The organism is Leisingera sp. JC1 (assembly GCF_001679925.1).
GTDB lineage: Bacteria > Pseudomonadota > Alphaproteobacteria > Rhodobacterales > Rhodobacteraceae > Leisingera.
On the sequence record NZ_LYUZ01000124.1, the window covers coordinates 1 to 16,393 of the forward strand.

Genomic DNA, 16,393 nt, shown 5'->3' on the forward strand with positions numbered 1-16,393 from the left:
GGTGTGGCCGCAATGGCCGCAGGTCAGAGTGCCTTTTGCCGGGTCGTAGGTGTAGTCCGCACCGCAGTTCTCGCAGGGAAAGCGATGGGTTTCCTCAGTGGCGCCCGCGGAAACCGTGCCCGCCCCCACTGAGGAAACCCATCGCTTTCCCTGCGAGAACTGCGGTGCGGACTACACCTACGACCCGGCAAAAGGCACTCTGACCTGCGGCCATTGCGGCCACACCGAAAGTATCCGCAGCGGTCCCTGGAAGGGCTCCGCCCTGCAGGAGCTGGATTTCCGCGCCGCCGTGGCCGAGCAACTGCCCGAAGCGGAAATCGAGGTGACGAGGGTCTCCACCTGCCCCAATTGCGCCGCGCAGGTGGAATTCGACCCGGACACCCATGCAAGCGAATGCCCGTTCTGCGCCACCCCCGTGGTGACCGGCACCGGTGAGAACCGGCACATCAAACCCAAGGGCGTGCTGCCTTTCGCGATAGAGGAACGCGCAGCGCACACGGCAATGACAGATTGGCTCGGCGGCCTGTGGTTTGCCCCGAACGGCCTCAGGGAATACGCCCGCAAGGGGCGGCGGATGCAGGGTATCTATGTGCCCTACTGGACCTATGACGCGCAGACCCGCAGCAGCTACACCGGCCAGCGCGGCACCGTTTATTATGTGACAGAAACCTTCCAGCAGGACGGAAAGACCCGCACCCGGCAGGTTGCCAAGGTGCGCTGGACGCCCGCCTCAGGCCGGGTGCAGCGGTTCTTTGACGATGTTCTGGTGCTGGCCTCCCGCAGCCTGCCCAAGACATACACCGAGGCGCTGGAGCCCTGGGATCTGGCGCAGCTGGAACCCTATCAGCCGCAGTATCTGGCGGGCTTCCGGGCCGAAGCCTACACCGTGGATCTTCAAGAAGGTTTCACCGAAGCCGGGCAGAAAATGGACCGGGTGATCGAGCGCGACGTGCGCTTCGACATCGGCGGCGACCGCCAGCGGATTGCCCATATCGACACCAAGGTGTCTGACGTGACCTTCAAGCACATCCTGCTGCCGGTCTGGCTCGCCGCCTACAAATACCGCGGCAAGACTTACCGGTTCGTGGTCAATGGCCAGTCCGGCCGGGTGCAGGGCGAGCGGCCCTATTCGGTCTGGAAAATTGCCTTTGCCGTGCTGCTTGCACTGCTGATCGGTGCCGGCATCGCCCTGGTCGCGAGCCAGCAGTAGCGCCCGTGAAATGCGGAAGGGGGCGCAGCCGCCCCCTTCCTGAACCGGCCGGTTCCTTTCCCCGGATTCTGAGCCGGAACCCTTGGCCGGCCTCCCTGTCAGCCTTTGCTGATCTCAATCCTGCGGGCGGTCTCCGGCTGTTCCAGCGCCTTCTTCGGCACCGCTATATGAAGCACGCCGTCCTCCATCCGGGCCGAGGCCGCTTGCCCGTCCGCGTCCTCCGGCAAACGGAAGGACCGCCGGAACGCGCCATACTGGCGCTCGCTGAAATACCAGGTGTCGCCCTTCTTCTCGGACTGTGTCTTCTTTTCGCCGCGGATCGTCAAAACGCCGTTGTCCACGGTCAGCTCCACGTCCTCCAGCGAAACACCCGGAAGCTCCATGGCGATGTCATAGGCCTCCTTGCCCGAAGACGCCTCGGTTGCCGGGGTGAGCCAGTCGGCAAGCCGCGCACCAAAGCTGCGAAAAGGATCGTAAAGCGACGGCCAGAAGCCGCCATGTTCGGTTTTTTCCACCATTGTTCAGCCTCCTTTTTTGCTGCGTCCCATTGTACCTCCTGCACGGCCGCCCGGCCTTGATCCGGCGCAAAGGCAATGCCTGAGCCGGAAGTTTTCAGGCCGCGGCCTCGCCAGTGCCCGGTAAAGGAGATAGAGCTGTTGCGGACAATCCGGCAGCCGCCTACCGGGCAGAACAATTTAAGGACGGGAGCAGACATGCGGGCACTCATTCAACGGGTCAGCGAGGCCTCGGTCACGGTTGATGGCGGAGTCATCGGCAAGATCGGCCCCGGGCTGCTCGTGCTGGTCTGCGCCATGGCGGGCGACAGCGAGGCGCAGGCGGACCAGCTGGCCGCAAAGATATCCAAGATGCGGATCTTCAAGGACGAGGCTGGCAAGATGAACCGTTCCGTGCTGGATACCGGCGGCAGCGTTCTGGTGGTCAGCCAGTTCACATTGGCCGCCGACACCCGCCGCGGCAACCGGCCCGGTTTCTCCGCCGCCGCTGCCCCTGCCGATGGCGAGCGGCTGTATGAGTATTTTGCTGCCCGGCTGGCGGCGCTGGGTTTGAAAACTGCAAAAGGACGGTTTGGCGCCGACATGAAGGTCCGGCTGCTGAATGACGGCCCGGTGACCATCTGGATGGACACTGAACAGGCCTGACACGGGTCGCCCCTTCAGAATGCAGATACTTCTCAAACGGCCCGCGCACGCGCTGCCGCCTTTGGTGCAACGCGGGCCTGCCTGGCGGCAAAAGGGGCGTTTTTTGACCGGAAAGCATCGATTCTGTCCCTCGGCAGGCCGGCGGGGCGGGCTTGCCAGTCAGATTCACAAAAAATCCGCAAAATCCCCGCAGGAATATTTCCTGTCGCATTCCCGCAGTTTTTTTGTTTTACATGGCGCCCAAATCGAAAAAACGGCACCTTGTCCAAGAAAGGCGACACTCGCAGTTCTGCCGGCATTGCCCCGCACAAGGGCCTGCCCCCGCGCAGCGCTAATAACGCTTGCGAGTTAGCGGTAAATACGCAAATCTTAAATCGCCAATCAAAAAACAGGTGCCATCAGCACCGCAACCAATCGGGAGATCTCAATGAACCGTCATATGCAGTATCTGGCCAGCCAGGCCGCGGCAGGCAAACTGTCGCGCCGTGACTTCCTGGGCAAGGCCGCCGCACTGGGCTTCACCGCCGTGTCCGCAAACCTGCTGCTGTCCACCGCTGCCAAGGCGGCCGGCCCGCAGAAGGGCGGCACCATCCGTCTCGGCCTGCAGGGCGGCTCCACCACCGACAGCCTGGATCCGGCACTGGTCACCAACACCGTTGGCCTGATGGTCACCCGCCTGTGGGGCGAGACCCTTGTTGAACTGGCCGACGACGGCGGCATCGAAGGCAAGCTGGCGGAAAGCTATGAAGCCTCTGCCGACGCCAAGACCTGGACCTTCAAACTGCGCTCCGGCGTGACTTACTCGAACGGCCAGAACGTCACTGCCGACGACGTGGTCAAGACCATGGAGCGCCACAGCGGCGAAGACACCAAGTCCGGCGCCCTGGGCATCATGCGCGGCATCAAGGACGTGCGCGCGGACGGCGACAGCGTTGTCTTCGAACTCGACAGCCCGAACGCCGACCTGCCCTATCTGCTGGCCGACTACCACCTGATCATCCAGCCGAACGGCGGCAATGACGATCCGGCAGCCGCCATCGGCACCGGCCCCTACATCATGAAGTCCGCCGACATGGGCGTGCGCTTCGTGGCCGAGAAGAACCCGAACTACTGGGGCGATCTGGGCAACGCGGACACCGTTGAAATCATCGTCATCAACGACGACACCGCCCGCGTCGCAGCCCTGCAGTCCGGACAGGTGGACGTGATCGACCGGGTGCCCCCGCGCACCGCGAAACTGGTCGACCGCGCGCCGAACATCACCGTGCACTCGACCTCCGCGGCCGGCCACTACGTGTTCATCATGCATTGCAACACCGCGCCGTTTGACAACAACGATGTGCGCATGGCGCTGAAATACGGCATCAACCGCCAGGAAATGGTCGACAAGATCCTGAACGGCTACGGCACCGTCGGCAACGATACCCCGATCAACGCTTCCTACCCGATGTACACCGAGCTGGAGCAGCGCCAGTTCGACCCGGACAAGGCGATGCACCACCTGAAGAAGTCCGGCCACGACGGTTCCATCCTGCTGCGCACCTCGGACAACTCCTTCCCGGGCGCGCCGGATGCCTCCGCGCTGTTCCAGCAGTCGCTGTCCAGCGCCGGCATCCAGCTGGACGTCAAGCGCGAGCCGAACGACGGCTACTGGTCGGAAGTCTGGAACGCCAAGCCGTTCTGCACCAGCTACTGGGGCGGCCGTCCGACCCAGGACCAGATGTTCACCACCGCCTACCTGTCCACCGCGGACTGGAACGACACCCGCTTCAACAACGAGCAGTTCGACCAGATGCTGGTGGCAGCGCGCGGCGAACTGGACGTGGCCAAGCGGACGCAGATGTATGCCGACATGTCGACCATCCTGCGGGACGAAGGCGGCCTGATCTGCCCGATGTTCAACGACTTCGTCGAAGCGACCACCGACAAGGTCGACGGCTTTGTCGAAGGCATCCCGGGCCAGGTTCTGATGAACGGCTATGCAGCCAGCAAGCTGTGGGTCAAAGCCTAATATGTCTCCGATCGTAAAACTCCTGGCTCAGCGCATTGCGCTGAGCCTCCTTCTTTTGTTGCTCATCTCAGTGGTGATCTTCGCCGGCACTATCGTTCTGCCGGGCGACGTTGCGCAATCGATCCTGGGTCAGTCGGCAACACCGGAGGCACTGGCCAACCTGCGGGCTGAGCTGGGTGTGAACGATCCTCCTGTACAACGCTATTTTGCCTGGCTCTTCGGCGCCATGCAGGGCGATCTTGGCACCGCGCTGACCAGCGGCCAGGACATTGCCCAGGCTCTCAGCAGCCGTTTCTGGAACACCCTGTTCCTCGCCTTCTGGGCTGCCGTGGTTGCGGTTCCGCTGGCAATCTTCCTGGGCCTGCTTGCCGTCCGCTTCAAGGACCGCTGGCCCGACAAGCTGATCTCCGCTGTCACCCTGGCCTCGATCTCGATCCCGGAATTCCTGATCGGCTACGTGCTGATGTATTTCATCGCGGTCAAGCTGCGCTGGTTCCCGTCGGTGGCCATGGTCAACGACAACATGGGCCTGTTTGAAAAGCTGAACGCCATCGCGCTGCCGATTGCCGTGCTGACACTGGTTGTTCTGGCGCACATGATGCGGATGACCCGCGCTGCGATCCTGAACGTGATGCAGTCGGCCTATATCGAAACCGCCGAGCTCAAGGGCCTCAACGCCTTTCAGGTGATCTACCGCCATGCGTTCCCCAACGCCATTGCGCCGATCGTCAACGTGGTGATGCTGAACCTCGCCTATCTGGTGGTCGGCGTCGTGGTGATCGAAGTGGTCTTTGTCTACCCCGGCATGGGCCAGTATCTGGTCGACCACGTGTCCAAGCGTGACGTGCCTGTTGTGCAGGCCTGCGGCCTGATCTTTGCCGCCGTCTATATCGGCCTCAACATGATCGCCGATATCGTCGCCATCCTGAGCAACCCGCGCCTGAGGCATCCGAAATGAAGAATATCCCCATTTCCGCACTCATCGGGCTGTTCTTTACTGCCCTCTACTTCCTTGGTGCCATCTTTGCGCCGCTGCTGGCCCCCTATGGCGTCGGTGAAGTGGTCGGCGATGTGTGGGAGCCCTCCAGCGCAGACTACCTGCTGGGCACCGACAACATCGGCCGCGACCTTCTCAGCCGGATGATCTATGGCGGCCGCACCACCATCTTCATCGCAACCGCCGCGACCGTCCTGTCCTTCACCCTGGGCTCCGTCCTCGGCTTCTTTGCCGCGGTGATGGGCGGCTGGATCGACCAGGCCCTGTCGCGCTTCGTCGACCTGGTGATGTCGATCCCAACCCTGATCTTCGCCCTGGTGGTGCTGTCGGTTGCACCGGTCACCATTCCAATGCTGATCCTGGTGATGGGCCTCTTGGACGCCACCCGCGTCTATCGCCTGGCCCGTGCCGTTGCGGTCGATATCGAGGTGATGGACTATGTCGAAGCGGCCCGCCTGCGCGGCGAGAAAACCGCCTGGATCATCTTCCGCGAGATCCTGCCCAACGCACTGTCCCCGCTGATCGCCGAGATGGGCCTGCGCTTCATCTTTGCGGTCCTGTTTGTCTCCACCCTGTCCTTCCTGGGCCTGGGCGTGCAGCCGCCGGAGGCTGACTGGGGCGGCATCGTGAAGGAGAACAAGGAAGGCATTGTCTACGGCATTCCTGCGGCCCTGATCCCGGCCTTTGCCATCGCCACCCTGGCGATCTCGGTCAACCTTGTGGCTGACTGGGTGCTGAACCGGACCACATCGCTGAAAGGAGGCCGCGGATGAGCGATACCCTGTTGAAAGTCCGCGACCTGAAAATCGGCGCGACCATCTACCCGCCGGGCGAACGCCCCCGCGACATCGAGATCGTGCACGGGGTCAGCTTTGACCTCGCGCCCGGCAAGGTCCTGGGCCTGATCGGTGAATCCGGTGCCGGTAAATCCACCATCGGTCTTGCGTCGATGGCCTATGGCCGAGGCGGCGTGAAGATCACCGGCGGCGAGGTCTGGGTCAACGGCCGCGACATCCTGAAGGGCAGCCACAAGGACATCCGCAAACTGCGCGGAGCCGAGGTGACCTATGTGTCGCAATCGGCGGCAGCCTCCTTCAACCCGGCCAAGAAGATCATGGACCAGGTGGTCGAGGCCGCGGTGGAGCAGAAGAAGTTCTCCCGTAAGGAAGCCGAGGCCCGTGCCCGGGTTCTTTTTGCAAAGCTGGGCCTGCCGGATCCGGACAACATCGGCGAACGCTACCCGCACCAGGTGTCGGGCGGCCAGCTGCAGCGCTGCATGACCGCGCTGGCATTGTGCCCGGAGCCGGATCTGGTGGTGTTCGACGAGCCGACCACCGCGCTCGACGTGACCACCCAGATCGACGTTCTGATGGCGATCAAGGAAGCGATCCGTGACACTGGCGTTGCCGCGCTCTACATCACCCACGACCTGGCAGTCGTGGCGCAGGTGAGCGACGACATCATGGTTCTGCGGATGGGCAACACCGTCGAGTACGGCAACGTTGACCAGATCATCAACAACCCGCAGGAAGAGTATACCAAGGCGCTGGTCTCGGTCCGCTCCATCGAGCATGAGGAGAAGCCGCCGACCGAGGAGCCGGTGCTGAGCGTGCGCAACATCACCGCGCGCTACAAGGGCACACAGTTCGACGTGCTGCACAATGTGAACGTCGATCTGTATCCCGGCCAGACGCTGGCGGTGGTGGGCGAATCCGGCTCCGGCAAGTCCACCCTCGCCCGCGTGATCACTGGCCTGTTGCCGCCGCGCGAGGGCGAGATCGAATTTGCCGGCCGCAAGCTCTCCCCGGACCTCAAGGGCCGCACCCGTGAGGACCTGCGCGAGCTGCAGATGATCTACCAGATGGCAGACGTGGCGATGAACCCGCGCCAGACTGTCGGCACCATCATCGGCCGCCCGCTGGAGTTCTACTTCGGCATGCGCGGCGCCGAGAAGAAGAAGCGGATCATCGAACTGCTGGACGAGATCGAGCTGGGCGAGAAGTTCATCGACCGCTACCCGGCGGAACTGTCCGGCGGCCAGAAGCAGCGCGTCTGCATCGCCCGCTCGCTGGCGGCCAAGCCCAAGATGATCATCTGCGACGAGGTCACCTCGGCCCTCGACCCGCTGGTGGCGGACGGCATCCTGAAGCTGCTGCTGGATCTGCAGAAGATCGAGGATGTGGCCTATCTGTTCATCACCCACGATCTGGCAACCGTGCGCGCCATCTCCGACAACATCGCGGTGATGTATCAAGGCAAGGTGCAGCGCTACGGCGGCAAGTCCAAGGTGCTGAGCCCGCCGTTTGACGATTACACCGATCTGCTGCTCAGTTCAGTCCCCGAGATGAAACTGGGCTGGCTGGAAGAAGTGATCGCACACCGCAAGATGGAAAGCGCCGGCAACTAAATCCACGAATGGATGCAAAGCCCCTGCTGATTGCCAGCGGGGGCTTTTTCTTTTTCAAACATCACGCTTTTGTGATAGTTTAATGAAACAGGGAGACCGCAGCGAAACGCGCTGCAAATAATATAAAAAACTCTGAGCGTGGCTAAGGTGAGGCAAGCCAACCCGAATAACCGGGCAGTATTGTTGTGACTGCAGGAAATGGGGAGGAACCTTCATGAAAGACTGGGCAATTCACGGATTCGAAATCGCCAATTGCAACTGCGTCCCCGGGTGTCCCTGCCAGTTTTCGCAGCTGCCCAATGACGGCACCTGCGAAGCCATGCTGACCTTCCGCATTGATACCGGGCACTACGGGGATACCAAACTGGACGGGTTGCGCGCCGCGGCCATCTACAAATGGCCAGGCCCTATTCACGAAGGCAACGGTGAGATGCAGATCATCATCGACGAAAGCGCCACGGCAGAGCAAAAATCCGCGCTTGAGGCGATCATGACCGGCCAGGACACCGAAGAATTTGCAACCATGTTCTTTGTCTTCAACGCCATGTGCACAACCAGGCACGAAACCCTCAGCGCCCCGGTGTCGCTGAGTTTCGACGCGGAAACCGGCATTGGCCATGGCAAGGCTGGCAGCATCGGGGAGACCAAGGTCGAACCGATTGCACACATCGTGTCAGGGGCGCCGCATTCGGTTCAGATCAAGCTGCCCAATGGCTTTGAGTATTCCGAGGCATCCGTCTGCCAGGGCACAACCCGGACACCTGGATCCGCCATCAGTCTGGACAAGAACAGCGGAACCCACGCCCATGTCGCCGAGCTGCACCTGACCGGCAAGGGTATTGAGCGCGCGGCCTGATCCGCAATGGCCCGCTTGCAGCAGATACCCGGAGCAGCCGAGCGCCTGGCCCGCAACGACCAGTTGGTGGTGCTGGGGGCCGTGGCCTTCGTTGTGCTGCTCAGCGGGCTATATACCGTGTTCGGCGTGGGCATGAATATGACGGCGGTTGAGATGACCCGGATGGCCCGCCCCATCGGTGAGCCGATGGCGATGGGCGGCGGGCCGGTCTGGACCGCCGGCTATGCTGTGCTGATCTTTCTGATGTGGTGGGTGATGATGATCGCCATGATGACACCCAGCGCGGCCCCGGTGCTGCTGCTGTTTACCGCTATCAAGAAATCCGGTTCCCATGCCGGCAGCGCCCCGCTGCTCAGCCTGCTGTTCCTCAGCGGCTACCTGCTGGCCTGGGCCTTCTTTTCTGCTGTTGCCACCGCTTTGCAGTGGTGGCTGGAAACACTGGGCCTCTCCGACGGCCCTATGATGTCGCTCAGCAGCCGCACCCTTGGCGGTGCATTGCTGCTGGCGGCGGGCGCCTATCAGTTTACCCCCTACAAGCACGCCTGCCTCTCCCATTGCCGTTTGCCGGTTCAATTTCTGACCGCGCACAACCGCACAGGCTTGGCTGGTGCTGTACTGATGGGCGCCCACCACGGTACCTACTGCCTCGGCTGCTGCTGGGCGCTGATGCTGCTGCTGTTTGCCGGCGGTATCATGAACCTTTACTGGATTGCCGGGCTGGCGCTGTTTGTGCTGGCCGAAAAGACCTTCCCCTACCCAAGATTCTTCACTGCAGGTGCCGGGGTGCTGCTGCTTGTGGCAGGCAGCTATGTCCTCGTTACCGCGCCCTGAACCTGCCGGCGCTGACCGGCAATTCTGCAACGCCCCGGCGAAAATGCCAGTTTGCGGCCGATCCGCCGTTTTTTGAATGGCAATTCAAGAAACTGACACGAAGATCAGGCACCGAAGCCATCGCAAGGCAAAGGGATTCGGCGAATGGACAACAAACTCCTGCTCATCATTCTGGACGGCGTGCCGTGGCGCAACTTCCGCCGCCTGTTCGGCAACCTCGAAGGCTGGGTCGACAGCGGCGATGCCCGCGTCTGGAAACTGCGCGCAGTGCTGCCGTCGATTTCGGCCAGCTGCTATGCCTCGATCCACACTGGTGTGGCCCCTGCCATTCATGGCTGCACCGGCAATGCCAACGTCTTCCGGCTGAAGGAAAAGGACGTGTTCAGCCAGGTCCGCGAAGCCGGCGGCGTCACCGGTGCAGTGGCGCACAGCTACTGGTCGTCTTTCTTCAACCGCCACCCCTTCGATTACGTGCGCGATATCGAATACGACGAGCCGGAAAGCAGGACCATCAACCACGGCCGCTTCCACACCATGACCGGCTACGGCAAGGACAACCAGATGACTCCGTCTGATGTCGATCTGTTTGCCACCCTGACCAACCTCTGCCTGCGCTTCGGCCTCGACTACGGCATGCTGCACGCCTGCACGCTGGACAGCATGGGCCACCGCTATTTCCACGACTGCCAGGAAATGGACCACGCCTGTTTCGTGATGGACGAGATGCTGGCCCCCTTCATCACCCGCTGGCGCGATCTGGGATACGAGGTGATCGTCACCGCCGACCACGGCCAGGATGAGCGCGGCCACCACGGCGGCCGTGGCGCACTGCAGCAGGAAACCGCGCTGTATTACGTCGGCGAAGCCGACGGCCCCGACCACGGCGAGGTGATCGACCAGCGCCAGCTGGCCCCCACCATCCTCAAGCGTCTGGGCGCGCCGATTGCGGACACTATGAAAGCCGAGCCGTTCCTGAAATGACCTGAATGCGGCGGCTGTGTGCTAAGATGCCGCTCAGCCGCCGCATTCAGATATCAGGAATTCACCATGAAATCCCTTGTTGCCGTGTTTTCCCTGCTGGCCGCCCCGGCGCTGGCCAGCGATGCCTGCCACGACCTGTGGTTCACCCGCAACGCGGTGATCGACCGGGCCGGTTACTGCTTCGGCTCCCCTTTGGGGCAGGCCGTGTTCAACAACGGGGATTGCACCGGCAAGTCTGTCTCCCTGCCGCCGCAGTCAGAACGCCTGGTTGCTGAAGTGAAACAGATGGAGGCCCGCTTCGGCTGCCGGGTCAACAACAAGCAAACCCATCTGGACTTGGATGACCTGTTCCTGCGCTACCAGCTGTGGGACCTGCCGGTACGGGATGAGTTCGAAAGCGCCTGCCTGGGCTGGCTGGGGCCGGTCATGGGGCTGCGGGCAGGCCACAGGCCGGATGCGCCGCTGGTCGGGCAGATAGACCCCGGCGATTACGTCAATTACTCGCATATCCCGGTGGGCAGCTGGACCTATGTGACCACTTCCGGCCCGGACTGGCAGGTCACCAGCGGCGGCTGGCTGGACACATCGCTGTTTCAGGAGCAATGCCAGGATTATGCCGGATAACCGGCGCTATTCGTCATAGGGCCAGATCCCCTGCCCCAGCGCCTCAACCGCGACTGATATCCGCTCAAAACTATCGCGCGCCCGGCCCACGCTGTGGCGTGCGCGCAGATAGCCGTGGATCAGTCCCGGTTCGTTGATCCAATGCGCCTTGCCGCCGGCCTCCACAATGCGGTCGCGGTAATCGCGCGAGTCATCGCGCACCGGATCACAATCCGCCGTCACCAGCACCGTCGGAGGCAAGTCCGAGAAATCGCTGTCAGCCAGCGGCGCAAACAGCGGATCATCCTTCGGTGCCTCGCCATCGGTGCGGATTTCCATGTAATACAGCACGTCCTCGCGCGTCAGCATCGGCGCCTGCGCGTGCTCCAGGTAAGAGCCCTGGTTCACGTCACCGCCGAACGCGCCGTAGATCAGCACCTGGCCCAGAATCGACTCGCAACGGCCGCGCGCATGGTGCGCCACCGCGGCACAAATGTTGGCACCGGCACTGTCACCCATCAGGACAATGCCTTTGCCATACCCGGCCTCGACCCAGCCCAGCACCACCCAGGCGTCCTCAAAGGCGGCGGGATGCTTGTGCTCCGGTGCCAGCCGGTAATCCACAGCCACCACCCGGTAGCCGGTCTGGGCACAAATCTCGGCGCAGACATCGTCGTGGCTGTCCAGACCGCCGACGACAAAACCGCCGCCATGGCAGAACAGTACCGTCCGTGTCGGGTCGCCCGCGGTATAGACCCGCACCGGCACGCCGTTGGCTGACAATTCCTCGACCGACACAACATCCGGCCGCGGCACCCGGAATTCCAGCGCCATGGAATTGTAGATGCGGCGCTGCTCCTCGATGCTCATGTCAACGGCGTCATCGGGATAAAGCTCCCCGGTCTTCTGGATGAAGTCCCAGGTCTCCTCGTCGATCAGCCGTTCGTAATCCATCTGCGAGCCTCCCTGCACGCCGCTGCTCCAGAGAGCCTAGGCACAGTTTTCCGCAAATGGAATGCCTGAAAGAAAAAGCGCCCCGAAGGGCGCTCCTTATCCCACACTGTCCGGCGAGGTCACGCAGCCGCGGCAGTCTCCCACGGACGGGTGAAATTGTTGAGCACGCCATCAATGTCCGCCTCGGAACTGCCGTTGGCAGCAACCTGGGCCACGAGACCGCGCTTCTTGTCGTCGGTCACGCTGACAACACGCGCCGTCACGCCGGCCTGCTCCAGAGCGCCGTTGTAGACGCGGGTGATTGCCATCTTGCGCAGATCCGGCTTGAACACCTTGCCCACCGCAGTTTTCGGCAGCTCGTCCAGAACCGTCAGATGCTTGGGGATCGCCGCCCGCTCATGCACATGCACCTTGCAGTACTCCAGCAGCTCCGCCTCGCTGACGCTGGCGCCATCGACCAGTTCCACAAAGGCGCAGGGAAGCTCGCCCGAATGGGCGTCCGGCTGGCCGATCGCCCCGGCAAAGGCCACCGCATCATGGCCCAGCAGCGCCTCTTCGATCTCCGCCGGGTCGATGTTGTGGCCGCCGCGGATGATCAGATCCTTGGCGCGGCCCGTAATCCACAGGTAGCCATCCTCGTCGATCCGGCCCAGATCGCCGGTGCGCAAGTATTTCTCTTGGTAGTAGAGGTTCACGTTCTTGTCGGCCTCGGTATAGGTATTCCCGGCATAAACACCCGGGTTCGACACGCAGATCTCCCCCACCTCGTCGCGCCCGCATTCCAGCGCCCCGTCGTTGGTCTGCTTGACAATGCGCACGTCCGTATAGGGGAACGGGATGCCCACCGACCCCACCTTCTTCTCGCCGCCCGGCGGGTTGCAGGAGACCAGGCAGGTGGCCTCCGTCAGGCCGTAACCCTCGACAATTGCCACGCCGCAGGCGCTCTCAAACCGCTTGAACAGCTCCATCGGCATCGGCGCGGAACCGGAAAAGGCGGTTTTCACGGAAGAGATATCCGCATCCACCGGCCGCTGCATCAGCGCCGACACGGCGGTGGGCACGGTGATGATAAAGGTGATCTTCCAGCGCTCGATCAGCTTCCAGAAGTTGTCAAAAACGCCCTCGCCCCGGTAGCCCTGCGGCGTCGGGAACACCACATGCGCGCCAGAGGCGATGGCCGCCATCATGATCACATGCACCGCAAAGACATGGAACAGCGGCAGCGGGCACATGATGTTGTCTTCCTCGGTGAACAACAGAGTGCTGCCCAGCCAGCCGTTGTAAACCAGCCCGGAATACTTGTGCTGAGCCACCTTGGGCATGCCGGTGGTGCCGCCAGTGTGGAAATAGCACGCCACCCGGTCGCCCGTGCTGTCGGCAAAATTCAGCGTCTTGGGCTGTTTCGCCATCTCCTTGGAGAAGTTCAGGTAGTCCGCATGACTGGGCCGTCCGTCCATCTTGGGACGGATCAGCGGCACGATCCAGGCCTTCGGCGGCGTCAGATAGCGGTTCAGATCCACTTCCAGCACCGTGTTCACACCCGGCGCATGGCGCACCGCCTCCGCCACCTTCTGCGCAACATCCGTCTTCGGGAACGGCCGCAGGGTGACAACCACCTTGGCCTTGGTCTCCCGCAGGATGGAGGCGATCTGCTCCGGCTCCAACAGCGGGTTGATCGGGTTGACGATCCCCGCCACGGCGCCGCCCAGCATGGTGACCAGCGTCTCGTTGCAGTTGGGCAGCACATAGGCCACCACGTCCTTCTCGCCGATCCCCAGCGCGCGGAACATGTTGGCAGCCTGGCACACCTGATCCTTCAGCGTGCTCCAGGTCAGCGTCTCCGCCTTGTCCTGTGCCCCGGAAAAAATCTGATAGCTGACCGCCTTGCTGTTCGGGTACTTGTCCGCGGTGCGCGACAGCAGCCCGTACAAAGTGGCCGGCAGGTCCCGCGCCTCGTACGGCATCTCATTCTGCAGCGCATCGCGGTCCGCGATTCCGGAAAAACCCATAATTCTCCTCCCCGTTCCACCCGGTGCACAGCCGGTGTACGGATGGTGCACGGAGGGTGTCTCTGTTTTTTGCCCAGATTATTGCAAACGCCCGATTGCGCAAGCGCCGCGGCAGGGTCACGCCAAGGCAGCTTGGGCGGTGACGTCGCGCCATTTTCCGGCATCGGGCAGTTTTCAACGAAAAACGCCCCGGATCGGCTCCAGGGCGCTTGCCGTGCTCAGCTGCTCGCCGCTTATTCCGCTGCCAGCCCTTCGGTGAACTGCAGCTTGGCCAGCCGCGCATACAGCCCGCCCTGCCCCACCAGCTCATCATGGGTGCCGGTTGCAACAATCCGGCCCTGATCCATCACCACGATACGGTCGGCCTTCTTCACCGTTGCCAGCCGGTGCGCCACGATCAGCGTGGTGCGGCCCTGGCTCAGCTCATCCACCGCGGCCTGAACCAGGCGTTCGCTTTCTGCATCCAGTGCTGAGGTTGCCTCGTCCAGCAGCAGCACCGGTGCGTCGCGCAGAATGGCGCGGGCAATGGCGATCCGCTGTTTCTGGCCGCCGGAGAGCATCACGCCGCGCTCGCCGACAAAGCTGTCATAGCCATCCGGCAGTTTCGAGATGAAGTCATGCGCCGCAGCCGCTGCAGCAGCAGCCTCGACCTCAGCATCGGTGGCTTCAGGCCGGCCGAACCGGATGTTCTCGCGCGCGGAGGCGGCAAAGATCACCGGATCCTGCGGCACCAGCGCGATATGGCGGCGGAACTCATCGCGCTGCAGCTGGGTCAGCGCCACGCCGTCCAGCTTCACCGCGCCCTGGTTGGGATCATAGAAGCGCTGCAGCATCTGGATGATGGTGGTCTTGCCCGCGCCGGACGGCCCGACAAAGGCGACCGTTTCGCCCGGCTTCACCGTCAGCGACACCTCGTCCAGCGCCGAAACATCGGGACGCGAGGGGTAGCGGAATGACACGTTATCGAACGCGATCTCGCCCTTGACCGGCGCAGGCAGCACCTGCGCCGCAACCGGGTCCAGCACGGTATCCTCGGCATTCAACAGCTCCACCAGCCGTTCTGTTGCCCCCGCCGCGCGCTGCAGCTCGCTCCAGATCTCCGACAGAGCCGCGACCGAACCTGCCACCAGCACAGCGTAAATTACAAACTGGATCAGCGTACCCTCCGACATCAAGCCGGCGCGCACGTCATTGGCACCCATCCATAGAACGCCGACGATGCCGGAAAATACCAGAAAGATCACAATCACCGTCAGCATTGCGCGGGTCTGGATGCGGCGGCGGGACACATCATAGGAGGTTTCGGTGAGCTCGGAAAACTTCTCGCGGCTGGCAGACTCATGCGTAAAGGCCTGTACCGTTTGCACCGCCCCAAGCGCCTCGCCCGCATTGCCGGAGGATGCCGCGATCCAGTCCTGATTTTCCTTGCTGATGGCGCGCAGGCGGCGGCCCAGCACCAGGATCGGCACGATCACCGCCGGCACAATCAGCAGAACCATCATGGTGAGCTTCGCCGAGGTCAGCAGCATCAGCACCATGCCGCCCAGGAAAATCAGCAGGTTGCGCAGCGCAATCGACACCGACGAGCCCAGCACCGACTGGATCAGTGTGGTGTCGGTGGTGATCCGGCTCAGCACTTCACCGGTCATGATGCGCTCATAAAATTCCGGGCTCATGCCGATCACCCGGTCGAACACCGCCTTGCGGATGTCGGCCACTACCCGCTCGCCCAGCCGCGTCACCAAGGCGTAGCGCACGCCGGTGCCCACAGCCAGCAGCGCGGCGATCACCAGCGCTGCGCTGAAATAGAGGTTCAGAAGCTCAGAATCCGAGACCCGGAAGTTGTCCACGACGCGGCGCACTGCCAGCGGCAGGGTCAGCGACAGCGCCGCCGTCAGCACCAGCGCGCAGGTGGCAGCCAGCATCAGCAGGCGGTAGGGGCGCATGAACGGCCACAGGGCCGACAGCACGCCGATCTTGCGGGACTTCTCCCGCTCTTGCTCCGCATTCGGGGCCGCATTATTCCGCGCCATTCCGGATCCTTCTGCACTTTGGTACCGCGGGTTTCAGATCCCGCGTAATTGCCAAAGGTTCATGGCCCCGCAGGTCCGGCGCGTCAAGCGCTGAGCAGTTTCAAAACGCGCTTGAAAACAGCAGGGCACTGCGTCACAGCGTATCAATCCGGCAGAAAGGGAAGGTCTGGAGCGGGTAGCGGGAATCGAACCCGCACCTTAAGCTTGGAAGGCTCTTATGATACCATTTCACCATACCCGCTCAGGACATTTGCTGATTTAGGTGAAGCGCCGGGGAAGGTCAACCACCTTGTTTTCGTTTGCCTTTGCGCCGGCGGAAATTTCACCGCGCCCATTGCGAA

14 protein-coding genes and 1 tRNA gene are annotated in these 16,393 nt (G+C 62.6%); 10 read left to right on the top strand and 5 right to left on the bottom strand.

Annotated features, from left to right (window positions below; translation table 11 throughout):
- The first annotated feature begins 115 nt into the window (after positions 1–115).
- Positions 116–1,210 carry a primosomal protein N' (replication factor Y) - superfamily II helicase gene (locus A9D60_RS20125; RefSeq protein WP_141117992.1) on the top strand — a complete coding sequence of 365 codons (1,095 nt, stop codon included), beginning with the start codon at positions 116–118 and terminating at the stop codon, positions 1,208–1,210.
- Between the two features lie 98 nt (positions 1,211–1,308).
- Here the strand turns inward: A9D60_RS20125 and A9D60_RS20130 are convergent, their stop codons facing one another.
- Positions 1,309–1,728 (bottom strand): Hsp20/alpha crystallin family protein, encoded by a 420-nt coding sequence (locus A9D60_RS20130; protein WP_065269251.1) that lies wholly within the window; start codon positions 1,726–1,728, stop codon positions 1,309–1,311.
- Between the two features lie 195 nt (positions 1,729–1,923).
- Here A9D60_RS20130 and dtd point away from each other — a divergent pair, with 195 nt between their 5' ends.
- The 9 genes from dtd (at position 1,924) to A9D60_RS20175 (ending at position 11,077) form a co-directional block, all read left to right on the top strand.
- Complete coding sequence (gene dtd, locus A9D60_RS20135; protein ID WP_065269252.1) at positions 1,924–2,370, top strand: D-aminoacyl-tRNA deacylase; 447 nt, start codon at positions 1,924–1,926, stop codon at positions 2,368–2,370.
- A 427-nt stretch (positions 2,371–2,797) separates the two neighbouring features.
- On the top strand, positions 2,798–4,381 hold the full coding sequence (locus tag A9D60_RS20140) for an ABC transporter substrate-binding protein (RefSeq protein WP_065269253.1): 1,584 nt from the start codon (positions 2,798–2,800) through the stop codon (positions 4,379–4,381).
- Between the two features lies 1 nt (position 4,382).
- Positions 4,383–5,339: an ABC transporter permease gene (locus A9D60_RS20145; protein WP_065269254.1), complete on the top strand. Its 957-nt coding sequence runs from the start codon at positions 4,383–4,385 to the stop codon at positions 5,337–5,339.
- On the top strand, positions 5,336–6,151 hold the full coding sequence (locus A9D60_RS20150; protein ID WP_019295750.1) for an ABC transporter permease: 816 nt from the start codon (positions 5,336–5,338) through the stop codon (positions 6,149–6,151). The genes A9D60_RS20145 and A9D60_RS20150 overlap by 4 nt, the downstream gene beginning before the upstream one ends.
- The gene (locus A9D60_RS20155) at positions 6,148–7,785 is read left to right on the top strand and encodes an ABC transporter ATP-binding protein (RefSeq protein WP_065269255.1); all 1,638 of its coding nucleotides are present in this window, start codon (positions 6,148–6,150) and stop codon (positions 7,783–7,785) included. The genes A9D60_RS20150 and A9D60_RS20155 overlap by 4 nt, the downstream gene beginning before the upstream one ends.
- A 214-nt stretch (positions 7,786–7,999) precedes the next feature.
- Positions 8,000–8,641 carry a DUF1326 domain-containing protein gene (locus tag A9D60_RS20160; RefSeq protein ID WP_065269256.1) on the top strand — a complete coding sequence of 214 codons (642 nt, stop codon included), beginning with the start codon at positions 8,000–8,002 and terminating at the stop codon, positions 8,639–8,641.
- A gap of 6 nt (positions 8,642–8,647) precedes the next feature.
- Complete coding sequence (locus A9D60_RS20165) at positions 8,648–9,472, top strand: DUF2182 domain-containing protein (RefSeq protein WP_065269257.1); 825 nt, start codon at positions 8,648–8,650, stop codon at positions 9,470–9,472.
- A gap of 144 nt (positions 9,473–9,616) precedes the next feature.
- On the top strand, positions 9,617–10,453 hold the full coding sequence (locus A9D60_RS20170; protein ID WP_065269258.1) for an alkaline phosphatase family protein: 837 nt from the start codon (positions 9,617–9,619) through the stop codon (positions 10,451–10,453).
- A 66-nt stretch (positions 10,454–10,519) separates the two neighbouring features.
- Positions 10,520–11,077, top strand: a complete 558-nt coding sequence (locus A9D60_RS20175; protein WP_065269259.1) for a DUF4453 domain-containing protein — start codon at positions 10,520–10,522, stop codon at positions 11,075–11,077.
- A gap of 6 nt (positions 11,078–11,083) precedes the next feature.
- Here A9D60_RS20175 and A9D60_RS20180 read toward each other — a convergent pair whose 3' ends face one another.
- The 4 genes from A9D60_RS20180 to A9D60_RS20195 all read right to left on the bottom strand — a co-directional run bounded on the left by A9D60_RS20180 (position 11,084) and on the right by A9D60_RS20195 (position 16,293).
- Positions 11,084–12,010 carry an alpha/beta hydrolase gene (locus A9D60_RS20180; RefSeq protein ID WP_065269260.1) on the bottom strand — a complete coding sequence of 309 codons (927 nt, stop codon included), beginning with the start codon at positions 12,008–12,010 and terminating at the stop codon, positions 11,084–11,086.
- A 119-nt stretch (positions 12,011–12,129) separates the two neighbouring features.
- Positions 12,130–14,019, bottom strand: coding sequence for an acyl-CoA synthetase (locus A9D60_RS20185; protein ID WP_065269261.1), 1,890 nt, complete (start codon positions 14,017–14,019; stop codon positions 12,130–12,132).
- 233 nt (positions 14,020–14,252) lie between these two features.
- A complete protein-coding gene (locus A9D60_RS20190; protein ID WP_065269262.1) occupies positions 14,253–16,052 on the bottom strand; it encodes an ABC transporter transmembrane domain-containing protein in 1,800 nt (599 codons plus the stop codon).
- 167 nt (positions 16,053–16,219) lie between these two features.
- Positions 16,220–16,293: transfer RNA gene (locus A9D60_RS20195), tRNA-Gly, on the bottom strand.
- Positions 16,294–16,393 lie beyond the last annotated feature (100 nt).